16 protein-coding genes and 2 pseudogenes are annotated in these 24,830 nt (G+C 37.2%); 10 read left to right on the plus strand and 8 right to left on the minus strand.

Features of this window, described 5'->3' with window-relative positions:
- Positions 1–96: 96 nt before the first annotated feature.
- The 3 genes from mukB to mukF are packed head-to-tail and all read right to left on the minus strand — an operon-like array spanning position 97 to position 6,612.
- Positions 97–4,515: a chromosome partition protein MukB gene (gene mukB / locus GQ590_RS08190; protein ID WP_160407942.1), complete on the minus strand. Its 4,419-nt coding sequence runs from the start codon at positions 4,513–4,515 to the stop codon at positions 97–99.
- Positions 4,516–4,517: 2 nt separating this feature from the next.
- Positions 4,518–5,246 carry a chromosome partition protein MukE gene (gene mukE, locus GQ590_RS08195; protein WP_160408016.1) on the minus strand — a complete coding sequence of 243 codons (729 nt, stop codon included), beginning with the start codon at positions 5,244–5,246 and terminating at the stop codon, positions 4,518–4,520.
- Positions 5,247–5,289: 43 nt separating this feature from the next.
- The gene (gene mukF, locus GQ590_RS08200; protein ID WP_160407940.1) at positions 5,290–6,612 is read right to left on the minus strand and encodes a chromosome partition protein MukF; all 1,323 of its coding nucleotides are present in this window, start codon (positions 6,610–6,612) and stop codon (positions 5,290–5,292) included.
- Positions 6,613–6,928: 316 nt separating this feature from the next.
- On the opposite strand from mukF, the gene pntA reads away from it, so the two are divergent.
- The 4 genes from pntA (at position 6,929) to GQ590_RS08220 (ending at position 13,007) form a co-directional block, all read left to right on the plus strand.
- Positions 6,929–8,461: a Re/Si-specific NAD(P)(+) transhydrogenase subunit alpha gene (pntA, locus tag GQ590_RS08205; RefSeq protein WP_160407938.1), complete on the plus strand. Its 1,533-nt coding sequence runs from the start codon at positions 6,929–6,931 to the stop codon at positions 8,459–8,461.
- 15 nt (positions 8,462–8,476) lie between these two features.
- The gene (gene pntB, locus GQ590_RS08210; protein ID WP_160407936.1) at positions 8,477–9,868 is read left to right on the plus strand and encodes a Re/Si-specific NAD(P)(+) transhydrogenase subunit beta; all 1,392 of its coding nucleotides are present in this window, start codon (positions 8,477–8,479) and stop codon (positions 9,866–9,868) included.
- An 802-nt stretch (positions 9,869–10,670) separates the two neighbouring features.
- Positions 10,671–11,885 carry a pyridoxal phosphate-dependent aminotransferase gene (locus GQ590_RS08215; protein WP_160407934.1) on the plus strand — a complete coding sequence of 405 codons (1,215 nt, stop codon included), beginning with the start codon at positions 10,671–10,673 and terminating at the stop codon, positions 11,883–11,885.
- Positions 11,886–12,158: 273 nt separating this feature from the next.
- Complete coding sequence (locus GQ590_RS08220) at positions 12,159–13,007, plus strand: IS30 family transposase (protein WP_160408014.1); 849 nt, start codon at positions 12,159–12,161, stop codon at positions 13,005–13,007.
- Between the two features lie 38 nt (positions 13,008–13,045).
- Here the strand turns inward: GQ590_RS08220 and rsgA are convergent, their stop codons facing one another.
- Positions 13,046–14,074 carry a small ribosomal subunit biogenesis GTPase RsgA gene (gene rsgA / locus GQ590_RS08225; RefSeq protein ID WP_160407932.1) on the minus strand — a complete coding sequence of 343 codons (1,029 nt, stop codon included), beginning with the start codon at positions 14,072–14,074 and terminating at the stop codon, positions 13,046–13,048.
- 79 nt (positions 14,075–14,153) lie between these two features.
- On the opposite strand from rsgA, the gene orn reads away from it, so the two are divergent.
- The 6 genes and pseudogenes from orn (at position 14,154) to GQ590_RS08255 (ending at position 21,485) form a co-directional block, all read left to right on the plus strand.
- Positions 14,154–14,717 carry an oligoribonuclease gene (orn, locus tag GQ590_RS08230; protein ID WP_160407930.1) on the plus strand — a complete coding sequence of 188 codons (564 nt, stop codon included), beginning with the start codon at positions 14,154–14,156 and terminating at the stop codon, positions 14,715–14,717.
- A gap of 5 nt (positions 14,718–14,722) precedes the next feature.
- Positions 14,723–15,994 carry a lipid IV(A) 3-deoxy-D-manno-octulosonic acid transferase gene (gene waaA / locus GQ590_RS08235; RefSeq protein ID WP_160407928.1) on the plus strand — a complete coding sequence of 424 codons (1,272 nt, stop codon included), beginning with the start codon at positions 14,723–14,725 and terminating at the stop codon, positions 15,992–15,994.
- Between the two features lie 9 nt (positions 15,995–16,003).
- Positions 16,004–16,999 carry a ferrochelatase gene (gene hemH / locus GQ590_RS08240; protein WP_160407926.1) on the plus strand — a complete coding sequence of 332 codons (996 nt, stop codon included), beginning with the start codon at positions 16,004–16,006 and terminating at the stop codon, positions 16,997–16,999.
- A 187-nt stretch (positions 17,000–17,186) separates the two neighbouring features.
- The gene (locus tag GQ590_RS08245) at positions 17,187–18,518 is read left to right on the plus strand and encodes a CoA-disulfide reductase (protein WP_160407924.1); all 1,332 of its coding nucleotides are present in this window, start codon (positions 17,187–17,189) and stop codon (positions 18,516–18,518) included.
- A gap of 93 nt (positions 18,519–18,611) precedes the next feature.
- Positions 18,612–20,027 carry a cation:dicarboxylase symporter family transporter gene (locus GQ590_RS08250; protein WP_160407922.1) on the plus strand — a complete coding sequence of 472 codons (1,416 nt, stop codon included), beginning with the start codon at positions 18,612–18,614 and terminating at the stop codon, positions 20,025–20,027.
- Between the two features lie 376 nt (positions 20,028–20,403).
- Positions 20,404–21,485, plus strand: a pseudogene (locus tag GQ590_RS08255) (IS481 family transposase).
- Positions 21,486–22,001: 516 nt separating this feature from the next.
- Here GQ590_RS08255 and hldE read toward each other — a convergent pair.
- The 4 genes and pseudogenes from hldE to tatA all read right to left on the minus strand — a co-directional run bounded on the left by hldE (position 22,002) and on the right by tatA (position 24,822).
- A complete protein-coding gene (gene hldE, locus GQ590_RS08260; protein WP_160408002.1) occupies positions 22,002–23,426 on the minus strand; it encodes a bifunctional D-glycero-beta-D-manno-heptose-7-phosphate kinase/D-glycero-beta-D-manno-heptose 1-phosphate adenylyltransferase HldE in 1,425 nt (474 codons plus the stop codon).
- A gap of 47 nt (positions 23,427–23,473) precedes the next feature.
- Complete coding sequence (gene tatC / locus GQ590_RS08265) at positions 23,474–24,241, minus strand: twin-arginine translocase subunit TatC (protein ID WP_160408000.1); 768 nt, start codon at positions 24,239–24,241, stop codon at positions 23,474–23,476.
- Between the two features lie 74 nt (positions 24,242–24,315).
- Positions 24,316–24,594: pseudogene (gene tatB, locus GQ590_RS08270) on the minus strand (Sec-independent protein translocase protein TatB); the annotation flags it as partial.
- Between the two features lie 3 nt (positions 24,595–24,597).
- The gene (gene tatA / locus GQ590_RS08275; protein ID WP_337189578.1) at positions 24,598–24,822 is read right to left on the minus strand and encodes a twin-arginine translocase TatA/TatE family subunit; all 225 of its coding nucleotides are present in this window, start codon (positions 24,820–24,822) and stop codon (positions 24,598–24,600) included.
- Between the last annotated feature and the right edge of the window lie 8 nt (positions 24,823–24,830).

Below are 24,830 nucleotides of genomic sequence, written 5' to 3' on the forward strand. Positions count from 1 at the left end.
TAATTTAACTGAATTTAAGAAACTCATAGTTTGTTTGTATTTTCAACCAAAATTTCGCCGACAATTGTCGGCGAAAAAGCAAAAAATAATAGAATATTACGCAAAACCTTTCAAACCAACTACATGCACATGTTCTTGGTTATTAATAACTTTACGGACTAGCTTATAGGTTGTACCTTTTTCTGGGCTGATGTTTTCTGGAGCAGCAATGATTAATTGCATTTCTAATCGTTCACAAAGTTCAAATAGTGTTGCAATTGATTTGGCATCTAGTCGAGCTGCTTCGTCTAAGAATAGTAGACGACATGGTAAAATATCTTTATTCCGAAGTCGTTTGGATTCTTCTTCCCAACTTTGAATCACCATAAGTAAAATTGACATACCTGTACCAATTGCTTCACCCGTTGATAATGCACCGCTTTCAGCACGTAACCAACCATCTGCACCTCGATTCACCTCAACATCCATTTCAAGATAATTTCGATAATCTAGCAGTTCTTCACCAATATTTTGAGCAGTTCGTTGTCCCATATCAATATGTGGATTTAAACGTTGATAAAGTTTAGCTAACGCTTCTGAGAAGGTAATACGATTATTACTAAATAGATCTTGATGTTCATTTTGCTCATCGGCAAGTGCAGCTAAAAGAGTTGAATGAGCTTCGCGAACATTGACATTTAAACGCACGCCATTAACTTGACCAAATGCCACTGCTTGTAATCCTTGGTTAAGCATACGAATACGATTTTGTTCGCGCTGTATGGTTTTACGAATAATATTCGATACACTCTTCGAGCTAATTGCCAGTTGCTGTTCACGCGAAGTGAGTTCTTCTGTTAAGCGTGACAATTCGATTTCCATCTGTTCAATGGCTTCAATTGGATCGTCAGTTTTAACAATATCTTGGCGAATCCGTTCACGCAAATGAGCATAAACAGCGATATAGAATTGAATTTTACGTTCTGGGCGTTTTGGATCTTCTGATAGTCTTAATACATCCCGTAAATGTTCATTGTCATTAACAGCTAAACGTAACGAACCTAATGCTTTATCTGACATTGAGCGCAATTCATCAGCACTTAAATAAGCAAGTTCACGTCGATGTAAACGCCGTTCAACACTATTTTCTTTAACAAGCCTTAAGACTAAACACCAACCCGCTTTGGCTTGCACTACCTGTTCCCGTAGTTGCTTATAATCTCGCAATGTTTGAGTTAGTCGTTTTTGCAATTGTGTCATTTCGCTTTCGCACATAATGAGTTGCTTTTCAAGCGATGTACAATGTTGACGATTGTTATTTAATTTTTGATGGATTTCATCACGACGTAATCGAGCACGTTCTTCAGTGATCGCATCGGCTTTTACCCCAATTTGTTCAATTTCTTTTTGTAGCTCATTAAGCATATCGCGCTTAGTTTCAAATGCACTTTTAAGCGAAGCTAGCGTTTGGTTATATTGATTGTATTTGTCTTGATACTGTTGCATCTGACTGCGAGCTTCAGTTCTTTGAACTTCGACGACTTCTAATCGAGAACGTAATTTTTCATTTAAATCACTATTTTCATTTAACATACCTGCCGAGTCTTCATAGCTAAAGTGGGCACGACGTTGCATTACTTCAGTTAAGGCAAAAACTTGTTGGCGGATAGTCTGTTGTTGTGCTTTAACTGTATTGTATTGTTCTCGTAAAACCTCATTTTGTTCAGGATCACTTTGTAAAACAGCTAAAATTGGTTCAAGCTCTGAAACGGTATTACGATTACGGCTAACATATTGCGCAGATTCTTGTGCTTGTGCTACTTGTTCACGTAAATCGTCAACCCTATCGGCCAGATCATCATCAGCCAATAAATGCATTTGCGCAACCAAGCGATTTATGGTTGCTAATTGTTCTTTGCAATTAGTAACTTGTTGCTGATTTTGTTTATCAATACTTTCCTGAGACGATAATTGACGTTCAATTTCGTTGCGTCGTGACGAAAGCTTTTGCGCTTCGGCTTCAGGATCAACATCGAAAGCTACAGCTAAATATTGACCAACAAATTGCCCAACATTTTGTTCAATACGTTGTAATTTCTGTAAATCAAATGAGATTGTCGCATAACGTTCATGTAACTCATCACGCTCAGCAGATAGTTTTTCAAGATGAACTTCTCGAGCTGCTCGCCCAAATAGCGGTACTTGAGGAAAGCTTGAGAATCGCCATTGACGATCGCCCGTTTTGACAAGTACCGCTTTATTCATTTCCTCACAATCAAAAACACTATCATCAAATGATGAAGGATCACCTTCGATAAAATAGATATCTTCAGGATAATCTTCATCACTTGCAGTAAGGTTTTCTAATTGCTGTTTAACTAATGATAAATCTGGTACAACAATAGCTTGTCTTGATGGACCATATAATGCAGAAAAGTAAGGTGCATCATCAATTGTTACATCTTCATAAATTTCAGAAAGTAATACACCATTAAATCGTTCTGCTAACGAAGACAAACGGCCATCATCGACACCACTAGGTTGATTTAGTTGTTCAATTTGAACATCTAATTGGTTGCGTCTAAAACTGATTTGATCTCGCTCAGTAACAAGTATTCGCTCTTTTTCTAGCAGTTTTTGCATATGTTGAGTGACATCTTGACTGTTATTAAACTGTTCGCTAGTTTGTTCTTGTAAAGCGATTAATGCATCTTGTGCTTTCAACCATAATGGAGCTTTTTGACGATAATCAGCTATTTTTGATTGAATTTGTTCAAGCTCTTGTCTAAATTCGATACGTTTTTCGCTTGATTCATTAGCCAATACTGCGTTGTTATCAAGTTGTACTTCAAGCTCTTGTTTTAGTTCATCAAGCTCATCATAATTAACTTGGCGACCAATACGTTTGCAAAATTGTGTTAATAATAATTCGGCTTCTTTTTGTTCAAAAAATCGTTGTTCTAGCTCATCTAGTTGTAGCTGTAAATGCTCGGCTTGCTCTGCTTGGTAACATTGTGATGGCCATTGTCTTAATGCTTCTTTCGCTGCCGCAAAAGCATCACTTCGGCTGACATCGCCGACTAATTTAATCACTAATTGATAAGCACGGTCAAATTGATTAATTGCCGCATCAGATACACTTAATTTTTGCTCAAGCTCAAGAATTTGTTCGGTGATCTCTTTTTGTTTTTCTTCAAACAATTCATAGTGATTTTCAATATTACTAATACCTAATTTTGGTAACTGGCATAAACTTTGCGCATTTTTTAATGCTTGTAAAGCCTGTTGGTATTGAATTGCACGAGTTTGTTGAACATCAAGCGCTTGTTGATAATCAGCTAATTGAGTCTTGATTTCGTCAACTTCTTGTTCTGTTTGTTCAACTTGATCACGATAGGTTTGATACTGTTCATTCGCTTCAAGCACCACTTCGTTTTGTTCTTCTAACTTTAAGTTTAAATCATCTAAATCTGCTTGGTAACGATCAATTTTTTCTTGTTGGCGCAGCGCTGTTTGTGCTAAATTGAGGTGATCATTAGCAGCCTGTAAATCGGTTTCCAAATCATTTTGCGCATCTTGATATTCTTTAAGTTCTTTTGCCATTTCAACTTGGCGGTATTGATTGCTTATAAGCAGATCTTGCGTTTTAAACATATCACGACGCAGGCCAAGTACTGATTCTATATGAACCCGGCGTTCATTATTACGGCGCATATAATCAGCTGCCACATAATTAGTTGACTCAGTAATTAAGTGTTTAAATAAGTCACGATCTGATTGAGTTACTCGAATAGCTTCTAACGTCATCCGATTCTCGCGTAATGCGGCTTCCATATCTTGGAAAGCTTTTCGTACACCACTATTTTCTGGTAATAAATAATCACGCAAGGAACGAGTAATGGCACTTGAGATACCACCATAAAGTGAGGCCTCAATCAAACGGTAATATTTACTTCTATCGGATGGAGAGCGTAAGCGTTTTGGTAAAATACCAAAATCAAACATAACCGAATGATAATCAGTAATTGAGTTAAATAGTTTAAAGATAACGCCTTCCATTGATTCGACTTTATCTTTTAACTCTGGTAACGATAAGATTCGCGCTTGTTTATCGTTTAAACGTTCGGTTACTAATTCAGTTGGACTAATACCAACAGGTAACCCCTGTAATAAAAATGGCTTGATGTCGACTTTTTTATCACGCCCTGCTACTTGTTGCAAACGTACACCACAAATAATCCTTTGGTTCCGTGAGTTAATTACGTCCAGCATAGAATAACAGACACCTGGTTTTAATTTACCATGCAAGCCTTTATCTCGTGAGCCTGATGTGGCTCCAGCCTCGGTTGTATTTCTAAAGTGTAATAAAGTTAAGTCGGGTATTAATGCAGTTACAAATGCCGCCATGGTGGTTGATTTACCAGCACCATTACCACCAGATAATGTCGTAACTAATTGGTCAAGCTCAAAAGTTCGTGCAAAAAAACCATTCCAGTTAATTAGCGTTAATGAGTGAAATTTACCGTGTCCAATCATGATTATTCAGTCTCCTCATTAACATCTTCATCTTGTTCTTCATTATTATCATCTAAAATAAGTGCTGATTCGATTTTAATTGCTTCGCCATCTCGAATTAGGCGTAATTGCGCTTCTTGTGCATCATCACTACTTCGTACATCGGCACCAAAACGGAAAATAGACTCGTTGATGCGAAAACGGCTACTGTCATTACCAACAATAAAAAAAATCATACCTAGTCGACGCAGGCGATTTAGCGCTGTTTTCACTTTATCAAATAGTTTTTGGCGATCTAAATCTGAACCTGTTGAACGTTGGTTTACTAATTTGAGTAACTTACTCTCATCGGCTAATGAAACTAGTTCATCAAACAATTCTTGTAAGGTAAAAATCCCTTCATGCGCTAATCTTTCAGGACTTAAATACAAATAACAAAGTACTTTGCCAACAAGCATATCAAGCTCCGATAATACTGAACGAGGAATCAATGTTGTTGAGCGAGGGCGAAGATAGAAAAATCCTTCAGGCGCGCGAATTAGCTCAACATTATAACGTTGATAAAATTGTTCAAGCTCAAGTTGGAAATCCATTAAAAAAGCATGATGATCAAGTTCATCAATACCAATATGGCGGCCAGAGCGTAGTAAACTATCCAGTTCTGGAAAGATCGGATTAGCAATTGCTTGAGCCAACTTAACCGGCATATATTTATCGATGGACGCCTGAGAACTCGCTGCTATACGCCCCATAACTTCATCAAGATGAGGTGCGCTTTGTTGTGTTTCGAAATCGTTAGTATCTGTTGATGACATGTGCTTGTACCTTAGCTCCATAATCGTTAATAGGTTTCCATTCGGCAGGAATTCCAAGCCAATCATCTTCAGCAATACCGAGACGAATAGCCTGATCAATAAATAATCTCGCTATATCAAAATGTTGTTCACGCGGGAACTGAGCCAAATAGTTATGAATGGTAGCGCCCATATCAAGTGGTTTATTTTCTTGCTTAAATACCATTAAATTTTGTTCAATATGAGCAATAATATGTTCTTGAATCTCTTCAATCATTTCAAATTCAAGTTCCGACGGTAATTCCCCAGTTACTTCAGCATCATGTAAAGCCAATTCTTCATCACGCATATCAAGTAAGCGATCGGCATTAGCAAAAGTGAGTGACCAAGGCAGATCAAAGTATCCTTGAATTGATTTTCGTAAACGTTGCGAAAATACACGATTTTTATCTAAATCAATAGCGGTACGAATAAATTTATGAACATGGCGATCATAACCGATCCAAAGGTCAATCGCTTTTTGCCCCCAACCAATAATTCGATCTAGTTTACCTTGCAGATCCATAACGATATTGTTGATTTTATCGAGTTCTGGATTATCAAGCGTCGCATCTTGTATTAAAAGTAAACTGGCTTGTAATTTATCACCTGCAGCAGCTAAAGTATCTTGCAGTTCACGCAATGTTTGTGATGTTTCAGTTAACAATCCTTCACAACTGCTAATTGCTGCTTGCCAATCTTGACTTAATAGAGCAGAAATATTTTGTTTAACATCAGCCTGTTGTTCATCCATCACTCGTTGTGTGATATCGATACTGTCAAAAATTTCAGCGACCGAATATTTTAATGGCGCAAAGACATTTCGATGCCAATGTAAATCATCACCACCTTCGACGGCTGCATCCGCAGCTCGTTTTAATTCTTGCGCAACAATAGATAACTGAATGGATAAGCGCAGCGTTGAAAATTCACGTTGGCGAATATAATAATCAGAAATGCCTATTCCTAATGGTGTTAGACGATAAATAGAAAAACCATCAGTCATATCACTTGTAAATCGGGTAATGAATCGCTGACGTACTAAATCGTTAATTGCATTATTAGCACGGATTGTGATGGTATCTTCACTTTGTTCAAAAATTGACGAAACATGCCTAAAAGCATCAATTAATTCAGATTCGGTCATTTCACCATCAAAGCGTTCGCTATTTAATACGGCAATGGCCAATAAAAAAGCTAACCTTTCAACCGGTAGCGTGATCGAAAAATCATTCTTTTTTGCCCAAGAGACCAGTTCCGGCACTGATTGGGAAAAATCAATCATAAACGTTCCTTAATTCAAGGAGAACAAAATAGAAACATACCGCAGAATATCCATTATTCACGGCATAGACAAAAATGACGTCAATTATATAACAATATAGAGTAATTTTGTAATGGAATTCTAAGAAAGAATTAAAATGGCATCATTTAAATGATTACTGGTATATTTGAATTTATAATAATATTAATTAATAAATATCATTAAAATAAATTAAAATCTTATTTCTTGAATAAAAAACTGATTCCCTACTCGCACTGATGCCTATTTATGCTAAAATCAACACACTCTCTATAAACTAACATAAGGATGTAACAAAATGCATATCGGTATACCTAAAGAACGGTTAGCCAATGAAGCTAGAGTTGCAGCAACTCCTCAAACGGTTGGACAACTGTTAAAACTTGGCTTTACAGTTTCTGTAGAACAAGGAGCTGGACATGCAGCTCATTTTGAAGACCAAGCTTTTATTGATGCTGGAGCAACAATCCAAAACACACAAGATATTTGGCAAAATGATCTAATTTTGAAATTTCACGCACCAACTGATGATGAAATAGCTTTAATGAAAGAGGGTTCAACCCTTATTAGTTATATTTATCCAGCTCAGCATAAAGAATTATTAGAAAAATTAGCCGCCAAAAATATTACTGTCATGGCTATGGATTGTGTTCCACGTATTTCACGTGCGCAATCTTTAGATGCTCTTAGCTCAATGTCTAATATTGCTGGTTATCGTTCAGTTATCGAAGCAGCAAATCAATTTGGTCGATTCTTTACAGGTCAAGTTACTGCAGCAGGTAAAGTGCCCCCTGCTAAAATATTAGTTATTGGAGCAGGTGTTGCAGGCCTTGCAGCAATTGGTGCTGCAGTAAGTTTAGGCGCAATTGTTCGCGCATTTGATACTCGCCCTGAGGTTGCCGAACAAATTAACAGCATGGGCGCTGACTTTTTAGAGTTAGATTTTGAAGAAGAAGCTGGTTCAGGTGACGGTTATGCTAAACAGATGTCAGCGGCCTTTATTGAAGCTGAAATGGCACTATTTGCAGAACAAGCTAAAGATGTTGATATCATCATAACAACTGCACTAATTCCAGGTAAACCAGCTCCAAAACTCATTTCGAAAGAAATGGTTGAATCAATGAAACCGGGTAGTGTTATTGTTGATTTGGCTGCGTTAACTGGTGGTAACTGTGAGTTAACTAAACCAGGTGAGGTTTTCGAAACTGAGAATAATGTAAAAATTGTTGGTTATACTGATTTAGCTAATCGTATGCCAGCACAAGCATCACAGCTTTATGGTACTAATATTGTTAATCTATTAAAACTGCTTGCTAAAGAAAAAGATGGCAATATTGATATCAATTTTGAAGATGTTGTAATTCGTGGTGTAACTGTAGTTAAGGATAAAGAAATCACTTGGCCAGCACCACCAATTCAAGTATCAGCTCAACCTCAGAAAAAAACTTCTGAGCCAATTGCTAAACCTGAACCAAAAACAATGGATCCACGTAAAAAATATGGAATTTTTGCATTAGCCATTCTTGCCTATTTCTGGCTTGCGAATTCTGTACCTGAAAGCTTTTTAGGGCATTTCACTGTTTTTGCATTATCTTGCGTTGTTGGTTACTACGTAGTGTGGAATGTTACACATTCTTTACATACACCACTCATGTCGGTAACTAATGCGATATCCGGAATTATATTAGTCGGAGCAATATTACAAGTCGGTGATGATAATGGCTTAACTACGGCAATTGCCTTTGTTGCTATTTTGATTGCTAGTATCAATATTTTTGGTGGATTCTTTGTTACGCAAAGAATGCTAAAAATGTTCCAACGTGGCAAGTAAGAGAGGGAATAAACCATGAGTAATGGAATCATTCAAGCAGCCTATGTTATCGCTGCATTACTTTTTATCTTTAGTTTACGTGGTCTTTCTAACCAAGAATCAGCCAAATCAGGAAATATCTACGGTATGATTGGTATGGCTATCGCTCTTATTGCTGCAGTTGCAAGTATTAAAGGTGGATTACACTGGATCGTAATCGCAATGATTATTGGTGCAGCAATTGGGTTATATCTTGCTAAGAAAGTTGAAATGACGCAAATGCCAGAACTTGTTGCGCTACTTCATAGCTTTGTTGGTATGGCTGCGGTTCTAGTTGGCCTAAACAGCTATTTAGATCCACACATTCAAAATTTTCAAGGCGGGGAGTTAACCGTACATTTAGTTGAGATTTTTGTTGGTGTCTTTATCGGCGCAGTAACCTTCTCCGGCTCTGTTGTCGCATTTGGTAAATTAAATGGACGCATTAGCTCAAAACCACTTTCTATTCCTAATAAACATTATTGGAATTTAGCTGCAATTGTTGTTTCTATCATTTTAATGTTTACCTTCATTGAAGTAGAAAGCGGAGCTGGTGCACTTATTAGTCTATTAATTATGGCAATAATTGCATTTGTATTTGGCTTCCACCTTGTCGCTTCAATTGGTGGTGCTGATATGCCTGTTGTAATCTCAATGCTAAACTCTTATTCTGGTTGGGCTGCAGCAGCAGCAGGCTTTATGTTAGGCAACGATCTATTAATTGTAACAGGCGCATTAGTTGGTTCATCAGGTGCAATTCTTTCATATATTATGTGTAAAGCAATGAACCGCTCATTTATCAGTGTTATTGCCGGTGGATTTGGTAGTGATGGCAGTTCAGCAAGTTCATCTGATGAAGAACAAGGTGAATACCGCGAAATGCAACCAGCGGAAGTTGCTCAAACATTAAAAGAAGCACGTTCTGTTATCATTGTTCCGGGGTATGGTATGGCTGTTGCGCAAGCTCAAGGAGCTGTCAGTAATATTACAGAAAAACTACGTGGTATGGGGATAGAAGTTCGTTTTGGTATTCACCCCGTTGCAGGGCGTTTACCTGGGCATATGAACGTATTATTAGCTGAAGCAAAAGTGCCTTATGATATTGTATTAGAAATGGATGAAATCAATGATGACTTCCCTGATACTGATGTTGTTTGGGTAATTGGAGCTAATGATACAGTTAACCCAGCGGCAGAAGAAGATCCTAATAGCCCAATAGCAGGCATGCCTGTTCTTGAAGTTTGGAAATCAAAGACTGTTATCATTTCTAAACGTTCAATGAATACTGGTTATGCAGGCGTACAAAATCCACTATTTTTTAAAGAAAATAGCTATATGTTATTTGGTGATGCGAAAGACAGTGTTGAAAAAGTACTACAAAGCCTTTAATGAGTAATTCATTAAATATACTGTGGCTCCTGCCGCAGTATATTTCTAAAATATAGGCGCTTAATTTAAATTCGCTTTAGCTAAAAAATCGATTATTCGATTTGTTATTTCACGGCGTATCTCTGTCCTTGTGCGATTTCCACCATCTTTACAAATGATTGCTTCTCCTTTAGCCTCTTGCTCTAAGATATTTATAGCACTTGATTTACAAATTTTTATAGAACTAAAATGCATTGCATCAGGTATAGAAACGCTGAGTTGTTTACATTCATGATTAAAATAATCCTCTAACGGCTTTCCTATTGGTTTATGGGTAGGTGGTTTTTGTCGATTTTTGCTTGATACGCTAGTTATCGCAGTTTATCTACATAAACATTTATCTAACCAACAAAGACAGCGCCATTTTTGTCAAGAAGTTTCAGGAACGCCCTGTGTTTATGTAAAAAAAACAAAAAATCATATTTATACCAACAAGCAAAAATTCTCTAGTTTGCTGTTTGGTTTTATTTTTAAGTAAAGGTAAACCTTTGGTATCAACCTGCAGCATTTCTCTCAGGTAGGTTTTGTTATCGCCTTTAGCTTACTGTTTTAATTTATCTCCAATAGATTTTTCAAGTTTAACCAGATTCTTAATTCCCTAACTAATGGTTTTATTGCGTTTAAAATTATTTTACATCTCTATGACGCATAAATTTCACTCAACTAAGTGATATTTTTTAAGCTTGTCATAATAATATCTTTAAAAATTATCTAAATAGGAGTAGATTATTTTTTTCAGTAAAAATAAAAAAAGAGTAAAATTATGGTAAATTTCCAAAAATCCAACAAATTGGATAATGTTTGTTATGACATCCGAGGACCAATCCTTGAACACGCAAAACGATTAGAAGAAGAAGGTCAAACAATCTTAAAACTCAACATTGGAAATCCAGCCCCATTCGGTTTTGCCGCGCCAGATGAATTATTGGTTGATGTTATTCGCAATTTACCTGCATCACAAGGGTATTGTGATTCAAAAGGACTTTACTCTGCACGAAAAGCAATTATGCAACATTATCAGGCTAGAGGGATCACAAGCTTGGATGTTGAAGATATTTATATTGGTAATGGCGTATCTGAGCTTATTGTTCAGTCCATGCAAGCATTACTTAACACTGGTGATGAAATACTTGTGCCTATGCCAGACTATCCATTATGGACAGCGGCGGTTAGCTTGTCTGGAGGTAACGCCGTACATTATCTTTGTGATGAAGAAGCAAACTGGTCGCCAGATTTAGATGATATTAAACAAAAAATCACACCAAGAACAAAAGGTATTGTCATTATTAACCCGAATAACCCAACGGGAGCTGTTTATAGTAAAGAAGTATTACTTGAGATCGCAGAAATAGCTCGTCAAAATAACTTAATTATTTTTGCTGATGAGATTTACGACAAAATTTTATATGATGATGCTGTGCATCATTCCATTGCTGCATTAGCACCAGATTTATTTGTCATTACTATGAGTGGGCTGTCAAAAACATATCGTGTAGCTGGATTTAGGCAAGGTTGGATGGCGCTTTGTGGCCCAAAACACCATGTAAAAGGCTATATTGAAGGTTTGAATATGCTTGCTTCCATGCGTTTATGTGCTAATGTGCCATTACAACATGCTATTCAAGGAGCGCTAGGCGGCTACCAAAGTATTAATGAATTTATCACTCCTGGCGGACGTTTGTACGATCAATGTATGCTAGCATGGCGTTTGCTTAATGATATTCCTGGAGTTTCATGCACCAAACCACAAGGTGCATTGTATTTATTTCCAAAACTTGATCAAAAAAAGTTTAATATTCACAATGATCAGAAATTAGTTTTAGATTTTTTATTACAAGAAAAAGTCTTACTTGTGCAAGGAACTGGTTTTAACTGGCATAAACCAGATCATGTTAGGATGGTTGCTTTACCTCATTTAGGTGAACTTGAAGATGCTATTGGAAGGTTTGCTAAATTTTTATCTCAATATAAACAGTAAAAGAAAATTTTAATTAAATCCCCCAATATAATTGGGGATTGTACTATTAAATTAACCCCATTATCTATAATTCAAATCGCATTAATTGATATTCCTGGATTCAAACATGAAGTGCAATTTTAGACACGGTGGAGTGAAGAAAGTAGGAAGGTGATTTATACTAGCCCCTTCGCACCACCACAGTTTGGAGATTGCTATGTATTATAATCACCTTTCTGGGAAGGAAAGATACCAGATTTTTGTATTATTACAAGCTGGAAAGAATAAAAAGAGATAACGCAGCTACTCAATAGACATCCTTATCAAGCCTATCAAGCACATGAGGCGGTGACACTTGCTAGGAAAAGGCGAAAAAACAGCGGTAATGGTAAGGCAATAGAGTATTCGGTATGGCGTCAAGTTGAAAAATACCTCATGCTTTATTACAGCCCAGAGCAGATTGCTGCACGTTTAAAGAAAATCAGCGTCCAATCAGTCTATAACTACCTTTATCAAAATAAAGCACGCTATGAACAATTCAAACCTTATCTAAGGCGAAAAGGTAAAGCTTATCGGCATTGCAAGGCACCGAGTATTAAAGAAGGAGGCCGTCGATATAAACGGCCAATTAAACAACGTCCAAGTTATGTAGAAAGCCGGAAAACGCAAGGACATTGGGAGGGCGATACCATAATTAGCCGTAAAGATAAGCAAGCATTATTGACGTTAGTTGAGCGCAAAACTGGACTAGTACTCATTGAACGCCTCAATCAACGTACCGCCGCCAAAACGAGAGATATGATAATAAAATTGCTAACGCCGTTTAAAAAGATGGTTAAAAGCATCACCTTTGATAATGGGATGGAATTTAATTATCATCATGCGATTGAGCATTATTTAAATACTAGCGTATACTTTGCGGAGCCTTATAAAAGCTGGCAAAGAGGCACAAATGAAAACACCAATGGCTTAATACGTCAGTTTATACCAAAGTCAGCGGCCATTTCATTAGTTGACGACGAACAGATAAAGAAAATACAATATCTATTGAACACACGCCCAAGAAAACGGCATAAGTTTAAAAGCCCTGCCTCCTTTTATTCGAAGGAGTTAAGACAAATTGCACTTCATGGTGGAATCTAGGTGATTTACCTAACTGCCCACTAAAATAGTATAACTGATTATTTATAACTTTTATTAGTTTTTGCCTTTACTTCTTGCATTGTCTGTAAAATTCGATGATAGTTATCAAGCCTTGATGGGGCAATTTGACCGTCTTGCATTGCTTTTTGTAGCAAACAACCTGGCGTATCAAGGTGATTACAATCACGAAAATGGCAACCACCTAAATAATTGTCAAATTCTTTAAACCCCCTAATTACCTGTTCTGGCTCTAAATGCCATAAACCAAATTCGCGGATCCCTGGTGAGTCTATAATATCGCCACCATTTGGTAAGTGGTAAAGCCGAGAGGATGTGGTTGTATGTTGACCAAGACCTGATATTTCTGAAATATCTCCAGTCATCACTGATTGTGATTGATGAGGTAACAGTAAATTAATAATACTTGATTTACCCACACCAGATTGCCCAACTAAAATAGAAACCTTACCTTGCAAGGCATCTTGCAATACCGCAATACCTTGTTGATTTTGGCATGAAACATATAATAATTGATAACCAATATGAGTATAAATCGCCAATTGTTTTTCAACATCAGCGCGTTGCTGATCATTGAGTAAATCAATTTTGTTTAAAACAATAATCGGTTGTATATCAGTATTTTCACAAGCCACTAAATAGCGATCGATAATATTTAGTGATAGTTCTGGCAAGACAGCCGAAATAATCACGATTTGATCAACATTTGCGGCAACGGGTTTAACACCATCATAAAAATCAGGCCGAACAAGTTCAGAATGCCGAGGATGAACCGCTTCAATGATGCCATTGGTGTTCGGCTCTAAACTTTCGCGCCACAAAACTTTATCGCCAGTGACTAACGACGGTAACGTGCGCCGAATACTACAACGATAAATAAGGCCGGCATCATCTTCGACATCAGCCGATTTACCAAAACGACTGATCACCACGCCATCACGAGGGGATGAAAAATTTGATAGACTTTCATCTTGTTTTATAGCTAATCGTTGCTGGTGTTTTGCCGCTACGCGCCTTTTTTGATTTTGGGAGAGTTGATTTTTTGCCATAGCACTCATTTTTTACTAAAACAGATTGTCAGTTATGCTACACTACTCAGTATCAAAAAGAAAATGTCTATCGCAAATTATGAGCAAACAACCACAAATTAACAGTAGCAATCTTATTTGGATCGATCTTGAAATGACAGGACTTAATCCAACCACTGATCGCATTATTGAAATTGCAACCATTGTTACCGATTCTAATTTAAATATCCTTGCTGAAGGACCAGTCATTGCCGTTCATCAATCTGATGAGCAATTAGCATTAATGGATGAATGGAATCAAAATACCCACGGCAAATCAGGACTTATTGAGCGTGTTCGTACAAGTACTATTAGCGAACAACAAGCAGAACAACAAACCATCGAATTTTTAAAACAATGGGTACCTGAAAACTGTTCACCAATTTGTGGTAATACTATTGGGCAAGATCGTCGTTTTTTATTTAACTATATGCCTAATTTAGAACGTTATTTTCATTATCGTTATTTAGATGTTAGTACAATTAAAGAATTAGCTAAACGCTGGAAACCTGAAATGTTAAAAGGGATTAGCAAACAGAGTTCGCACCAAGCGCTTGATGATATTCGTGATTCGATTGCCGAACTGGTTTATTACCGCGAACATTTTTTTGATCTAACCCAATAATTAGCATGCAAATTTTATATACTGTTTTATTATATTTGATTCAACCCTTTGTTTGGCTCAGGCTACTTTGGCGTAGCTGTAAAGCGCCTGCTTACCGTAAGCGTTGGCTTGAACGCTATGGTTTTTGCCAAAATAAAGTTGAATCTAACGGTATTTTACTGCATGCCGTATCAGTGGGGGAAACGATTGCCGCTATCCCACTAATCGAAGCATTGCAACAACAATATCCTAATTTACCTATCACCGTAACCACTATGACGCCAACAGGCTCAGAGCGAGTGAAATCGTTACTCGGTGATAGTGTTCATCATGTTTATTTACCTTATGATTTGCCTTGCGCAATAAATCGTTTTTTAAAAACCATTCAGCCCAAATTAGTGATTATTATGGAAACTGAACTTTGGCCTAATTTTATTTGTCAGTGTTACAAACGAAATATTCCGCTGGTTCTTGCCAACGCTAGATTATCAGAACGATCAGCTAACCGATATCGCAAACTAGGACGAGCGATTAGCCATTTACTATCAAAAATCAGCGCCATTGCCGCACAAAATAAGCAAGACGGAGAGCGTTTTGTATCACTGGGTTTGCCGAGTGATCATTTAGCCATAACCGGTAGTATTAAATTTGATATTGATTTAACGGCTCAACAGCAGCAAAAAATTGCAATGCTAAAACAACAATGGCAATTAAATCGCCCTGTCTTTATTGCTGCAAGTACACATAGTGGCGAAGATGAAATCATCTTGTCTGCCTTTGAACGATTATTACAAACATGCCCTGATTTGTTATTAATCGTTGTTCCCCGCCACCCTGAACGCTTTAAAACCGTCGAAAAATTAATTAATGACCGCGGGTTAAATTATATCAACCGCAGTAGCAACCAAGTTCCGACTAAACAAACACAAGTCATTTTGGGCAATACAATGGGAGAGTTAATAGAACTTTATGGCATTGCTGATATTGCCTTTGTTGGAGGTAGTTTAGTGAAGCATGGTGGGCATAACCCATTAGAGCCAGCACTCCACCACATCCCAATCATTAGTGGCGAGCACTTTTTCAATTTTAAAGTTATTTGTGAACAGCTCATTTCAGCTAACGGGATGATCATTTGTGCTAGCTCAGCAGACGCCCTTTATTCGGCGGTTAATACGCTTTTGGCAAATAAAAGTAATAGTCAGCAAATTGGTGAACAGGCATATCAAGTATTAAAACAAAATCAAGGGGCACTGGATCGGCTGCTTAACATTATCAACCATTATCTTTACTCTAAATAAGGATTGCTTGTGGAAAAAAAACAAGGTCTATTATTGGTTAATTTAGGCACGCCAAGTGCAGCAACGCCAGATGCAATAAAGCAGTATTTAACTGAGTTTTTGCTCGATCGGCATGTAGTTGATTTACCTAAGCTGTTTTGGTCACCCATTTTAAAGTATATTGTGATACCTAAACGAGTACCTTATATTATTCACCATTACCAAAAAATTTGGATAAATGGCGCATCACCTTTATTACATTACAGCCAATTATTATGTAACAAGTTACAGCAGCGTTTACCTAATATCCAATGTGAATTAGCCATGACCTATGGCGAACCGGATATGCAAACGGCGTTGAACAAGCTTCAATCATGCTCAAAAATTACCGTATTGCCACTCTTTCCACAGTATTCCACAACCACAACTCTGGCAGTACTTGACAAACTTAAACAAATTATCGCCTCTGATCAAATCATCGATAACATCTGCTATATTCGTGATTATGCTGATCATCCAAGTTATATTAATGCACTTTATTTACAAATTAAGCAGGCTTTTGAAGATCAAGGAGAGCCTGAAGTGCTCGTACTTTCTTATCATGGTATTCCAGAGAGCTATATTCACAAACGAAAAGAAGATTATATTAAACGTTGTGAAATGACCACACAGTTATTAATCGAAAAATGTCGAGCAAATGGTATAAATCGACCAATCCAAATGGCGTACCAATCCAAATTTGGTAAAGGTAAATGGGTTACACCAAGTACCAGTGACACACTACAAACACTAGCGCAAAGTGGCGTTAAAAACGTGCACGTTATCTGCCCGGGTTTCTCGGTAGATTGTATTGAAACCCTTTATGAAATTGATGAAGAAAATCGAGAACTGTTTTTTAATGCAGGCGGAAAAATGTTTTATTATATTCCTGCATTAAATGAGAGCGACTTACAGATTAGTTTTATCATAGAGCTAATTAATCATACTCAACCGCTTACATTTAAAAACTTATACTCAAACTCATAGTCTCCTAAAATTTTTTACATAAGTAATGTGACTTAAAAAGATTATGCAAGACTGGTGATTGTAAATGTTCAAATGATTCAAATTTACAAATATTAATGCTAAATAGCTGTCTATCTCTCCTATAATTTATGGCGTATGATAGGATATTATTAATAATTGAGTATCTGAGCACTGAGGAGTAAATAAAATGAAAATCATCATCATTGGCGCTCAAGCCGCAGGCGCAAGTGCCGCCGCAAAAGCCAAAAGAATGAACCCAGAGGCAACCATCCGTATTTATGAAAAATCAAATATTGTCTCGTTTGGCGCTTGTGGTTTACCCTATTTCATTGGTAACCACTTTACTGATGCCAATGAAATGATATCTCGAACACCAGAACAATTTCAAAAAGATGGTATTGAAATTAAAACGTTACATGAAGTAATGGCGATTGATGTTAATCAAAAAAAATTAACCATTAAAGATCACAATACTGGGCATTGCTTTGATGACAGCTACGATAAATTATTATTGGCGGTTGGCGCAAGTCCTATTATGCCGGTTTTTAAAAATGGTCAGCTAAAAAATATTTTTACATTACGTGATCTGCGCGATGGATTAGCAATCAAACACGTATTATCAGACCAAAATACCCAAAATGTTATTGTTGTCGGTGCTGGCTATATTGGGCTTGAAATCGCTGAATCGCTGGTCGCCTTACAAAAAAAGGTTAAATTGATTCAATTGGATGACAGAATCCTTGTCGATGCGTTTGATGAACAAATTACCGACCTAATTGAAGATAATATTAAACAACATTGCGACCTACACTTGCAAGAGCGAGTACTTGGCTTTGAAGGCTCACACAATGTCACGCATGTGATTACCGATAAAGGACGATATCCCGCTGATATGGTTATTATTGCAACGGGAGTAAAACCAAATAGTGATATCTATAAAGGTCTTAACATCAACACACTTGAAAATGGTGCCATAATCACTAACAGCTTTGGACAAACTAATATGGCAGATATTTATGCCGCTGGCGATTGCACCGCGCTTTACCATAAAGTTAGCCATTCAATGGTATATATCCCGCTCGCCACAGGAGCAAACAAGCTTGGTAAAATTGTAGGCGAAAATTTAGGTGGTGGACATTGCGAATATCCCGGCACGATTGGCACTTCAGCGTTAAAAGTTTTTGATATCGAAGCAGGGCGCACTGGTTTAACTGAAAACGAAGCCAAAAAAGCCGCAATCCCCTATAAAACTGTCATAGTTAAAGATAAAAATCACAGTAATTATGTTGCTAGGCAAACAAGTGTAACAGCAAAACTTATTTATCATGCCGATACCCGCGTGATTTTAGGTGGACAAATAGCCGGTGGGCAAGGCGCGGTATTAAGAGTGAACACGTTAGCAACCGCTATATGGGCGAATGTGAAAATTGATGAATTGGCCATGATGGATTTTCTGTATGCGCCACCTTTTTCCAGACCTTGGGATATTTTAAATATTGCCGGCTCTATAGCCAAATAAGCAGCATTAATGTATTTATAGTTAAACAGAAAGTCATGTGATTAAATATAGATTGTTAACCAGATAATTGAATTATCAAAAGAGAGGCTAATTATGTCAGATGCCATTTTTCAGGGGACTTTTTTTGAAAAGTTCCTATCAATTACTCATTATCAAACGCTCATTGGTATTGGGCTACTTCTCATCTGTTTTTTTGCGGTGATGAAACCGTTACAAGATAAAAAAGTCAATTTTTCAGTTCGTATGTTAGTTGGCTTAATCCTTGGTGCTGTACTTGGCTTAGGCATTCAAGCTGTAGCGGGCTTTCCTGATACATCAACCCTCTGGATGCAAGAAACCGCAACATGGTATGGGCTATTTGGTCGAGCATTTATTGCCTTTATCCGAATGTTAGTGATACCACTTATTTTTGTATCGATTGTTAAAGTGATTATCGACTTTTCGGGCAAAAAAAATCTACCTCAAATTGCATTTAGAGGGATTTTTTGGTTACTGTTTACAACAGCCATTGCCTGTGTCGTTGGTATTTTGCTAGCGAATCTATTTGCTTTAGGTGAAATAAGCTCAAGCTCTGTACATCAAGCCCAAGCAAAACAATACACTAATATTATTGATACCTTTATAAATCTAATCCCAAGTAATATTATTGCCTCAATGGTAAATGAAAACATTGTTGGATTAGTCATTTTCTCGGCTTTAATGGGGCTTGCCGCTAATAGAATGGAAAAGAAAAATCCACAACCTATTGCACTCTTTAAAACATTTATCGAAGCGCTTTACAAAATCGTGATGTCCATTGCAATGACAATCATAAAATACATGCCTTACGCAGTCATTGCGTTACTGGCTCGCACCATTATTTCTAATGGAATACCGGCTATTATTCAGGTTTCTAGCTTTGTTGCCGCCATCTATATTGCCACATTGATTATGTTAATTGTGCATATTGCCATTGTTTCGATTCATGGTATTTCACCAACTATGTTTATAAAAAAAGCGCTAGGAACATGGTTATTAGCCTTTACTAGTCGCTCATCAGTTGGCTCATTACCAATGACTATCTCAACGTTAACCATTCGAATGGGAGTGAATACCGGCACTGCAAATTTAGTCGGCTCACTTGGCAGTACAATGGGAATGAATGGGTGTGCAGGTTTTTTCCCTGCTTTACTTGCCGTGATGGTAGCCCATATGGTTGGCATTGAAACAAATATCCAATTTTATATTATGCTTGTCATTGTGGTCGTTATTGGTTCAATCGGCATCGCCGGCATTCCCGGCACAGCAACAGTTGCCGCAACTGTTGTTTTATCGGGGATGGGGATGGCCGAATACTTCCCATTAATTGGGATGGTTTTAGCCGTGGATCCAATTATTGATATGGCAAGAACTTTAGCCAATGTATCTGGCGCTATGACAGCGGCAGTGGCAACCGATCGTGAAATTGGCCTTATGGATATGGCTGTGTATAACGATCCTAATATTACTCTTGAAAATGAGCAGCCCTAAAAGTGATCCTCGCAAAAAGCGGACATACCATGTTTTGTCATTATATTTCTGAGTTGGCTATACAGTATTTACATATGAATTGTCATTTTAATGAAAGATTGACTTAACAAAACTATTTCTAAAAATGAGGGGAAATAACTTTTGAATTGAATTATTTTAGGAGATAGTTACAAAAATGAGCAGCAGTTTATATTTTTGAGGAAGTCTTGTTACATAGCAAATGCATTAATAAACTTAGCTGAGGAAAAATAGCTAATACCAGAGCGATTGAAAAATTATTTTATTCATCGGACTCACATTTTCCTAAAATAACTTGTAATAGTCTTCACTCAATCTGACATTTTAGTTATTTTATAACACAAAAGGAGAGTCAGAAATGAATCAAACCGCCAAAATCATTAAACCTAAATTAGGACTTTTAGAATTAGCTAAGCAACTCGGTAACGTTCAACAAGCTTGCAAAGTCATGGGATACAGTCGAGATAGCTATTATCGCTTTAAAAAACTGTATGAGCAAGGGGGTGAGCTTGCGCTTCAAGAAATCAGTCGTAAAAAGCCTATCGAAAAAAATCGGGTAGAGCCACATATAGAACAAGCCGTTGTCAATATGGCCTATGAATATCCAGCTTATGGGCAACATCGGGTTGCCAATCAACTCCGCCAAGAAGGCATCATGGTGTCAGGGAGTGGTGTACGCTCTATTTGGCTACGTCACGATTTAGAAAGTTTTAAAAAACGCCTAATTGCGCTAGAAACCAAAGTGGCACAAGAAGGATGTGTGCTCACGGAAAATCAATTACAGCCCTTGAAAAAGCCAAAGCATCAAAAGAAGCGCATGGTGAAATTGAGACACATCATCCGGGTTATTTATGTGCACAAGATACCTACTATGTAGGGCACATTAAAGGCATAGGGAAAATATACCAACAAACATTTATTGATACCTATTCCAGACTCGCTTTTGCTAAAGTCTATACCGAAAAAAACAGTCTGATTGCAGCCGATATGCTCAATGATAAAGTGCTTTCTTTCTTTTACAGCGAACAAGTCCCCCTTTTACGCATTCTTACCGACCGAGGGACGGAATATAATGGCCATAAAAAGAGCCATGCTTATGAACTTTATCTTAATCTAGAAGATATTGAACACACCAAGACCAAAGCCTACAGCCCACAAACTAACGGTATTTGTGAGCGATTCCATAAGACGATGAAAACAGAATGTTATGATATTTTATTTCGACGTAAGATTTACACACAATTGAGTGAAATACAAAACGATATTGAGCAATGGCTTGAGTTTTACAATCGAGAAAGAGCACACTCTGGAAAATATTGTTATGGGAAGACACCATGGCAAACATGGAATGATGCAAAGGGATTGGTTAAGGAAAAGCAATTGGAGAATTTATTTTGCTCATCGGACACGCATTTTGTTAAAATGAAAGCCGATGAGTAATACGTGTCTGTCAGATTAAGTTTGAGCTACTACAGCGCCAGTTAGCTAGTTGCATAGCTAGCATAATCTGTTCCTACCAACAAACAATAAAGTAGATAATGCAGAAGATACGTCCAATCTATGAAATGAAAGGGAATCGTATTTAGTATGATGTTTCATCACTAAAGCAATATAATCAACAACTGACTTCGCCATATTTACCTAAATTCCTTTATAAAGTATTAAGAAATCGAAAAATATATGCATTTGCTTATTTCAAGAGAGGTTATTTTATCATCTATGACAGGTAAGGCAATATTTTTTTGTTATCCCAAATAAGGTTATCAGCTATTTTTATATTCGTCTCGATATTTGCTTTAGTACGTTAAGATAGAGGCAAGTATATTAGATAAGCAAAACAAGCATCGATTAATTTAAGGGGAAGTAATTTTTGTATTTTGTTATATTATTATAAAAAAATACAATGTGATATAAAAATCGGTTACTTAGCAACTAACCGATTTTATTGATTATGGTTTATTGATTTTTTATCGCATTGATAATATTAGTTGTTGAGCAACCGTCTTCAAAGTTAAGTACTTTAACGCATCCACCTGCAGCAATAACTTCTTTACCCCCTGCTATATCTTCCGGTTTATAATCGCCACCTTTGACTAAGACATCAGGTAAGATATTAGCAATGAGTCGTTGTGGGGTTTGTTCTTCAAATGGAACAACCCAATCAACCGAATCAAGCGCACCTAGTACAATCATTCGTTGCATGAGTGGGTTAATCGGTCTCAATTCTCCTTTTAGTTTTTTAACCGAAGCATCGCTATTTACTGCAACAATTAGTCGATCGCCAAGTTTTCGAGCATTTGCCAAATAAGAAACATGACCTGCATGTAAAATATCAAAACAGCCATTAGTCATGACAATCTTTTCACCACGCATGCGTGCTTTTTTGACTTCTTCTTTTAGTTCGTCTTCACTCATAACGCCAAAGCCATCATCAGCACGGGCGCGGATGGCGTTTTCTAATTCAACTTGTGAAACGGTCGATGTGCCAAGTTTGCCCACAACTACGCCTGCTGCGGCATTGGCTAAAAAGCAGCTTTCTTCTAAAGACTGCCCTGCGGCTAAGGAAGCAGCTAAGGTTGCAATAACAGTATCGCCAGCGCCAGTGACATCAAAGACTTCTTTGGCTTGAGTTGGTAAGTGGTAAATCGGTTTGTTTAATTGGAGTAGTGTCATGCCCTTTTCACTACGAGTGACAAGCAAGGCTTTGAGATCATACTTTTTGATAAGCTGATAACCTTTTTCGACAATCTCTTCTTCATTTTGACAATGTCCAACTACCGCTTCAAATTCAGTCATATTTGGTGTTAATAATGTTGCACCACGGTAGCGCTCAAAATCGGTACCTTTGGGGTCGACTAAAATCGGTACATTGGCTTGATTTGCTAACTTAATCATTGCTTGAACTGCTGATAATGCACCTTTAGCATAGTCCGACAGAACTAACACTTTATTGGTCTTCAAGGCTGTTTGAATACGTTCAAGAAGAGGCGCAGGATCGACATTACCAAAACCTTCTTCGAAATCGATTCGAATCAATTGTTGATTGCGTGACAAAACCCGTAGTTTGGTGATAGTTGGGTGCGTTGAAACAGAAACAAAATCAAATTGTACTTTGTGTTTACTTAGCTGTTCATCAAGAACTTTAGCAGGTTCATCAATGCCAGTTAATCCAATCAGTCGTGCGTTACCACAAAGTGAAGTTATATTCATTGCAACATTAGCTGCACCACCAGGTCTTTCTTCTAAAGAGTCAATTTTAACTACAGGCACTGGAGCTTCGGGTGATATGCGATTAGTTCCCCCATACCAATAGCGATCTAACATAATATCACCGACAACTAATACATTGGCACGATTAAAATCTGGTAATGATGTTTTCATTATTAATGCTTATCCTTTACTTATCATTTTAACCACTATTCCCTTATTTATTGTTCATTATTTGAGTCATGATAATACTCATCGTCATTGTCTTTTTTGCGTGGTTGATAGAACCTTGCAAAAAAAGTACCAATTTCAAACAGTAAACAGATAGGTACAGCTAATAATATTTGTGAAAATACATCTGGTGGTGTAACAAACATGGCAATGGCAAATACACCAACAATAATATATGGGCGTTTTTTGCGCAAACTTTTAGGTGTAGTAATACCTGTCCAACAGAGTAAAATAATCGCAACAGGCACTTCAAAAGCAAAACCAAACACCACAAAAAGAGTCATAACAAAATCAAGGTATTTAGTAATGTCGGTATTAATTGCAACGTCAATGGGTGCGGTATGAATAAAAAAGTAAAATGCGAGTGGAAACACCACAAAGTAAGCAAATGCTATACCCATATAAAAAAGGATCGTGCTTGATACAATTAGGGGCATAACCAAGCGTTTTTCATGCTGATAGAGTGCTGGTGCAATAAAGCCCCAAACTTGGTATAACACATACGGTATAGAGATAAATATTGCCACCACTGCAGTTAGTTTAATCGGTGTAAAAAATGGCGCAGCAATATCGGTTGCGATCATACTACTACCTTGAGGTAACTGGCTAATGAGCGGATTGGCAACAATATGATAAATATCATTAGAAAAATAGAGCAAACAGGCTAATACTAGCAAAATACAGATAATTGAGCGTAAAAGCCGTGTTCTAAGTTCAACAAGGTGGCCAATTAATGGTTGAGTAGCGTCGTCTGTCATGATTTTTTATCTGAATTTGTTTGTGAATCAACTTGTGTTTGTGGTTCGATTTGTGTTGCCGAGCTGATTTCGTTTTTTAATGACTCAGCTACACGTTTTAAGTCATCAATAGATTCTTGAATTTCGGGTGTAAGTGTTGTTAGTCCACTTTGTTCGGCTTTTTTTAGGCTATCTTGCAATTCTTGCAATTTTAGCTCTTTATTTAATTCTAACTGTACCGTGGCTGACATTCGGCGTAATACTTTTATCCACCCTGCCACGGTTTTTATTGCAATAGGCAATCGTTCTGGCCCTAATACCACCAGACCAATAATTAATACTAATAATAATTGCCCAAAGCTGATGTCAAACATGGGTTACTCTTTTTTGTTATTATTGGTATTAGAATCAGATGAGTCGGTATTTTCGATTTTTTGTGAATTATCACTATCTTTTTTACCGTCATCATCACTCATCGCTTTTTTAAAGCCTTTAATTGACTCACCAAGATCTGAGCCTAATGAACGTAATTTTTTTGTTCCGAATAATAATACTACTACAGCTATTAATATAAGTAGTTGCGGCAAGCTTGGCATCATGATGGTTGTCT

It is taken from the genome of Gilliamella sp. Lep-s35, from assembly GCF_009795845.1.
GTDB lineage: Bacteria > Pseudomonadota > Gammaproteobacteria > Enterobacterales > Orbaceae > Gilliamella.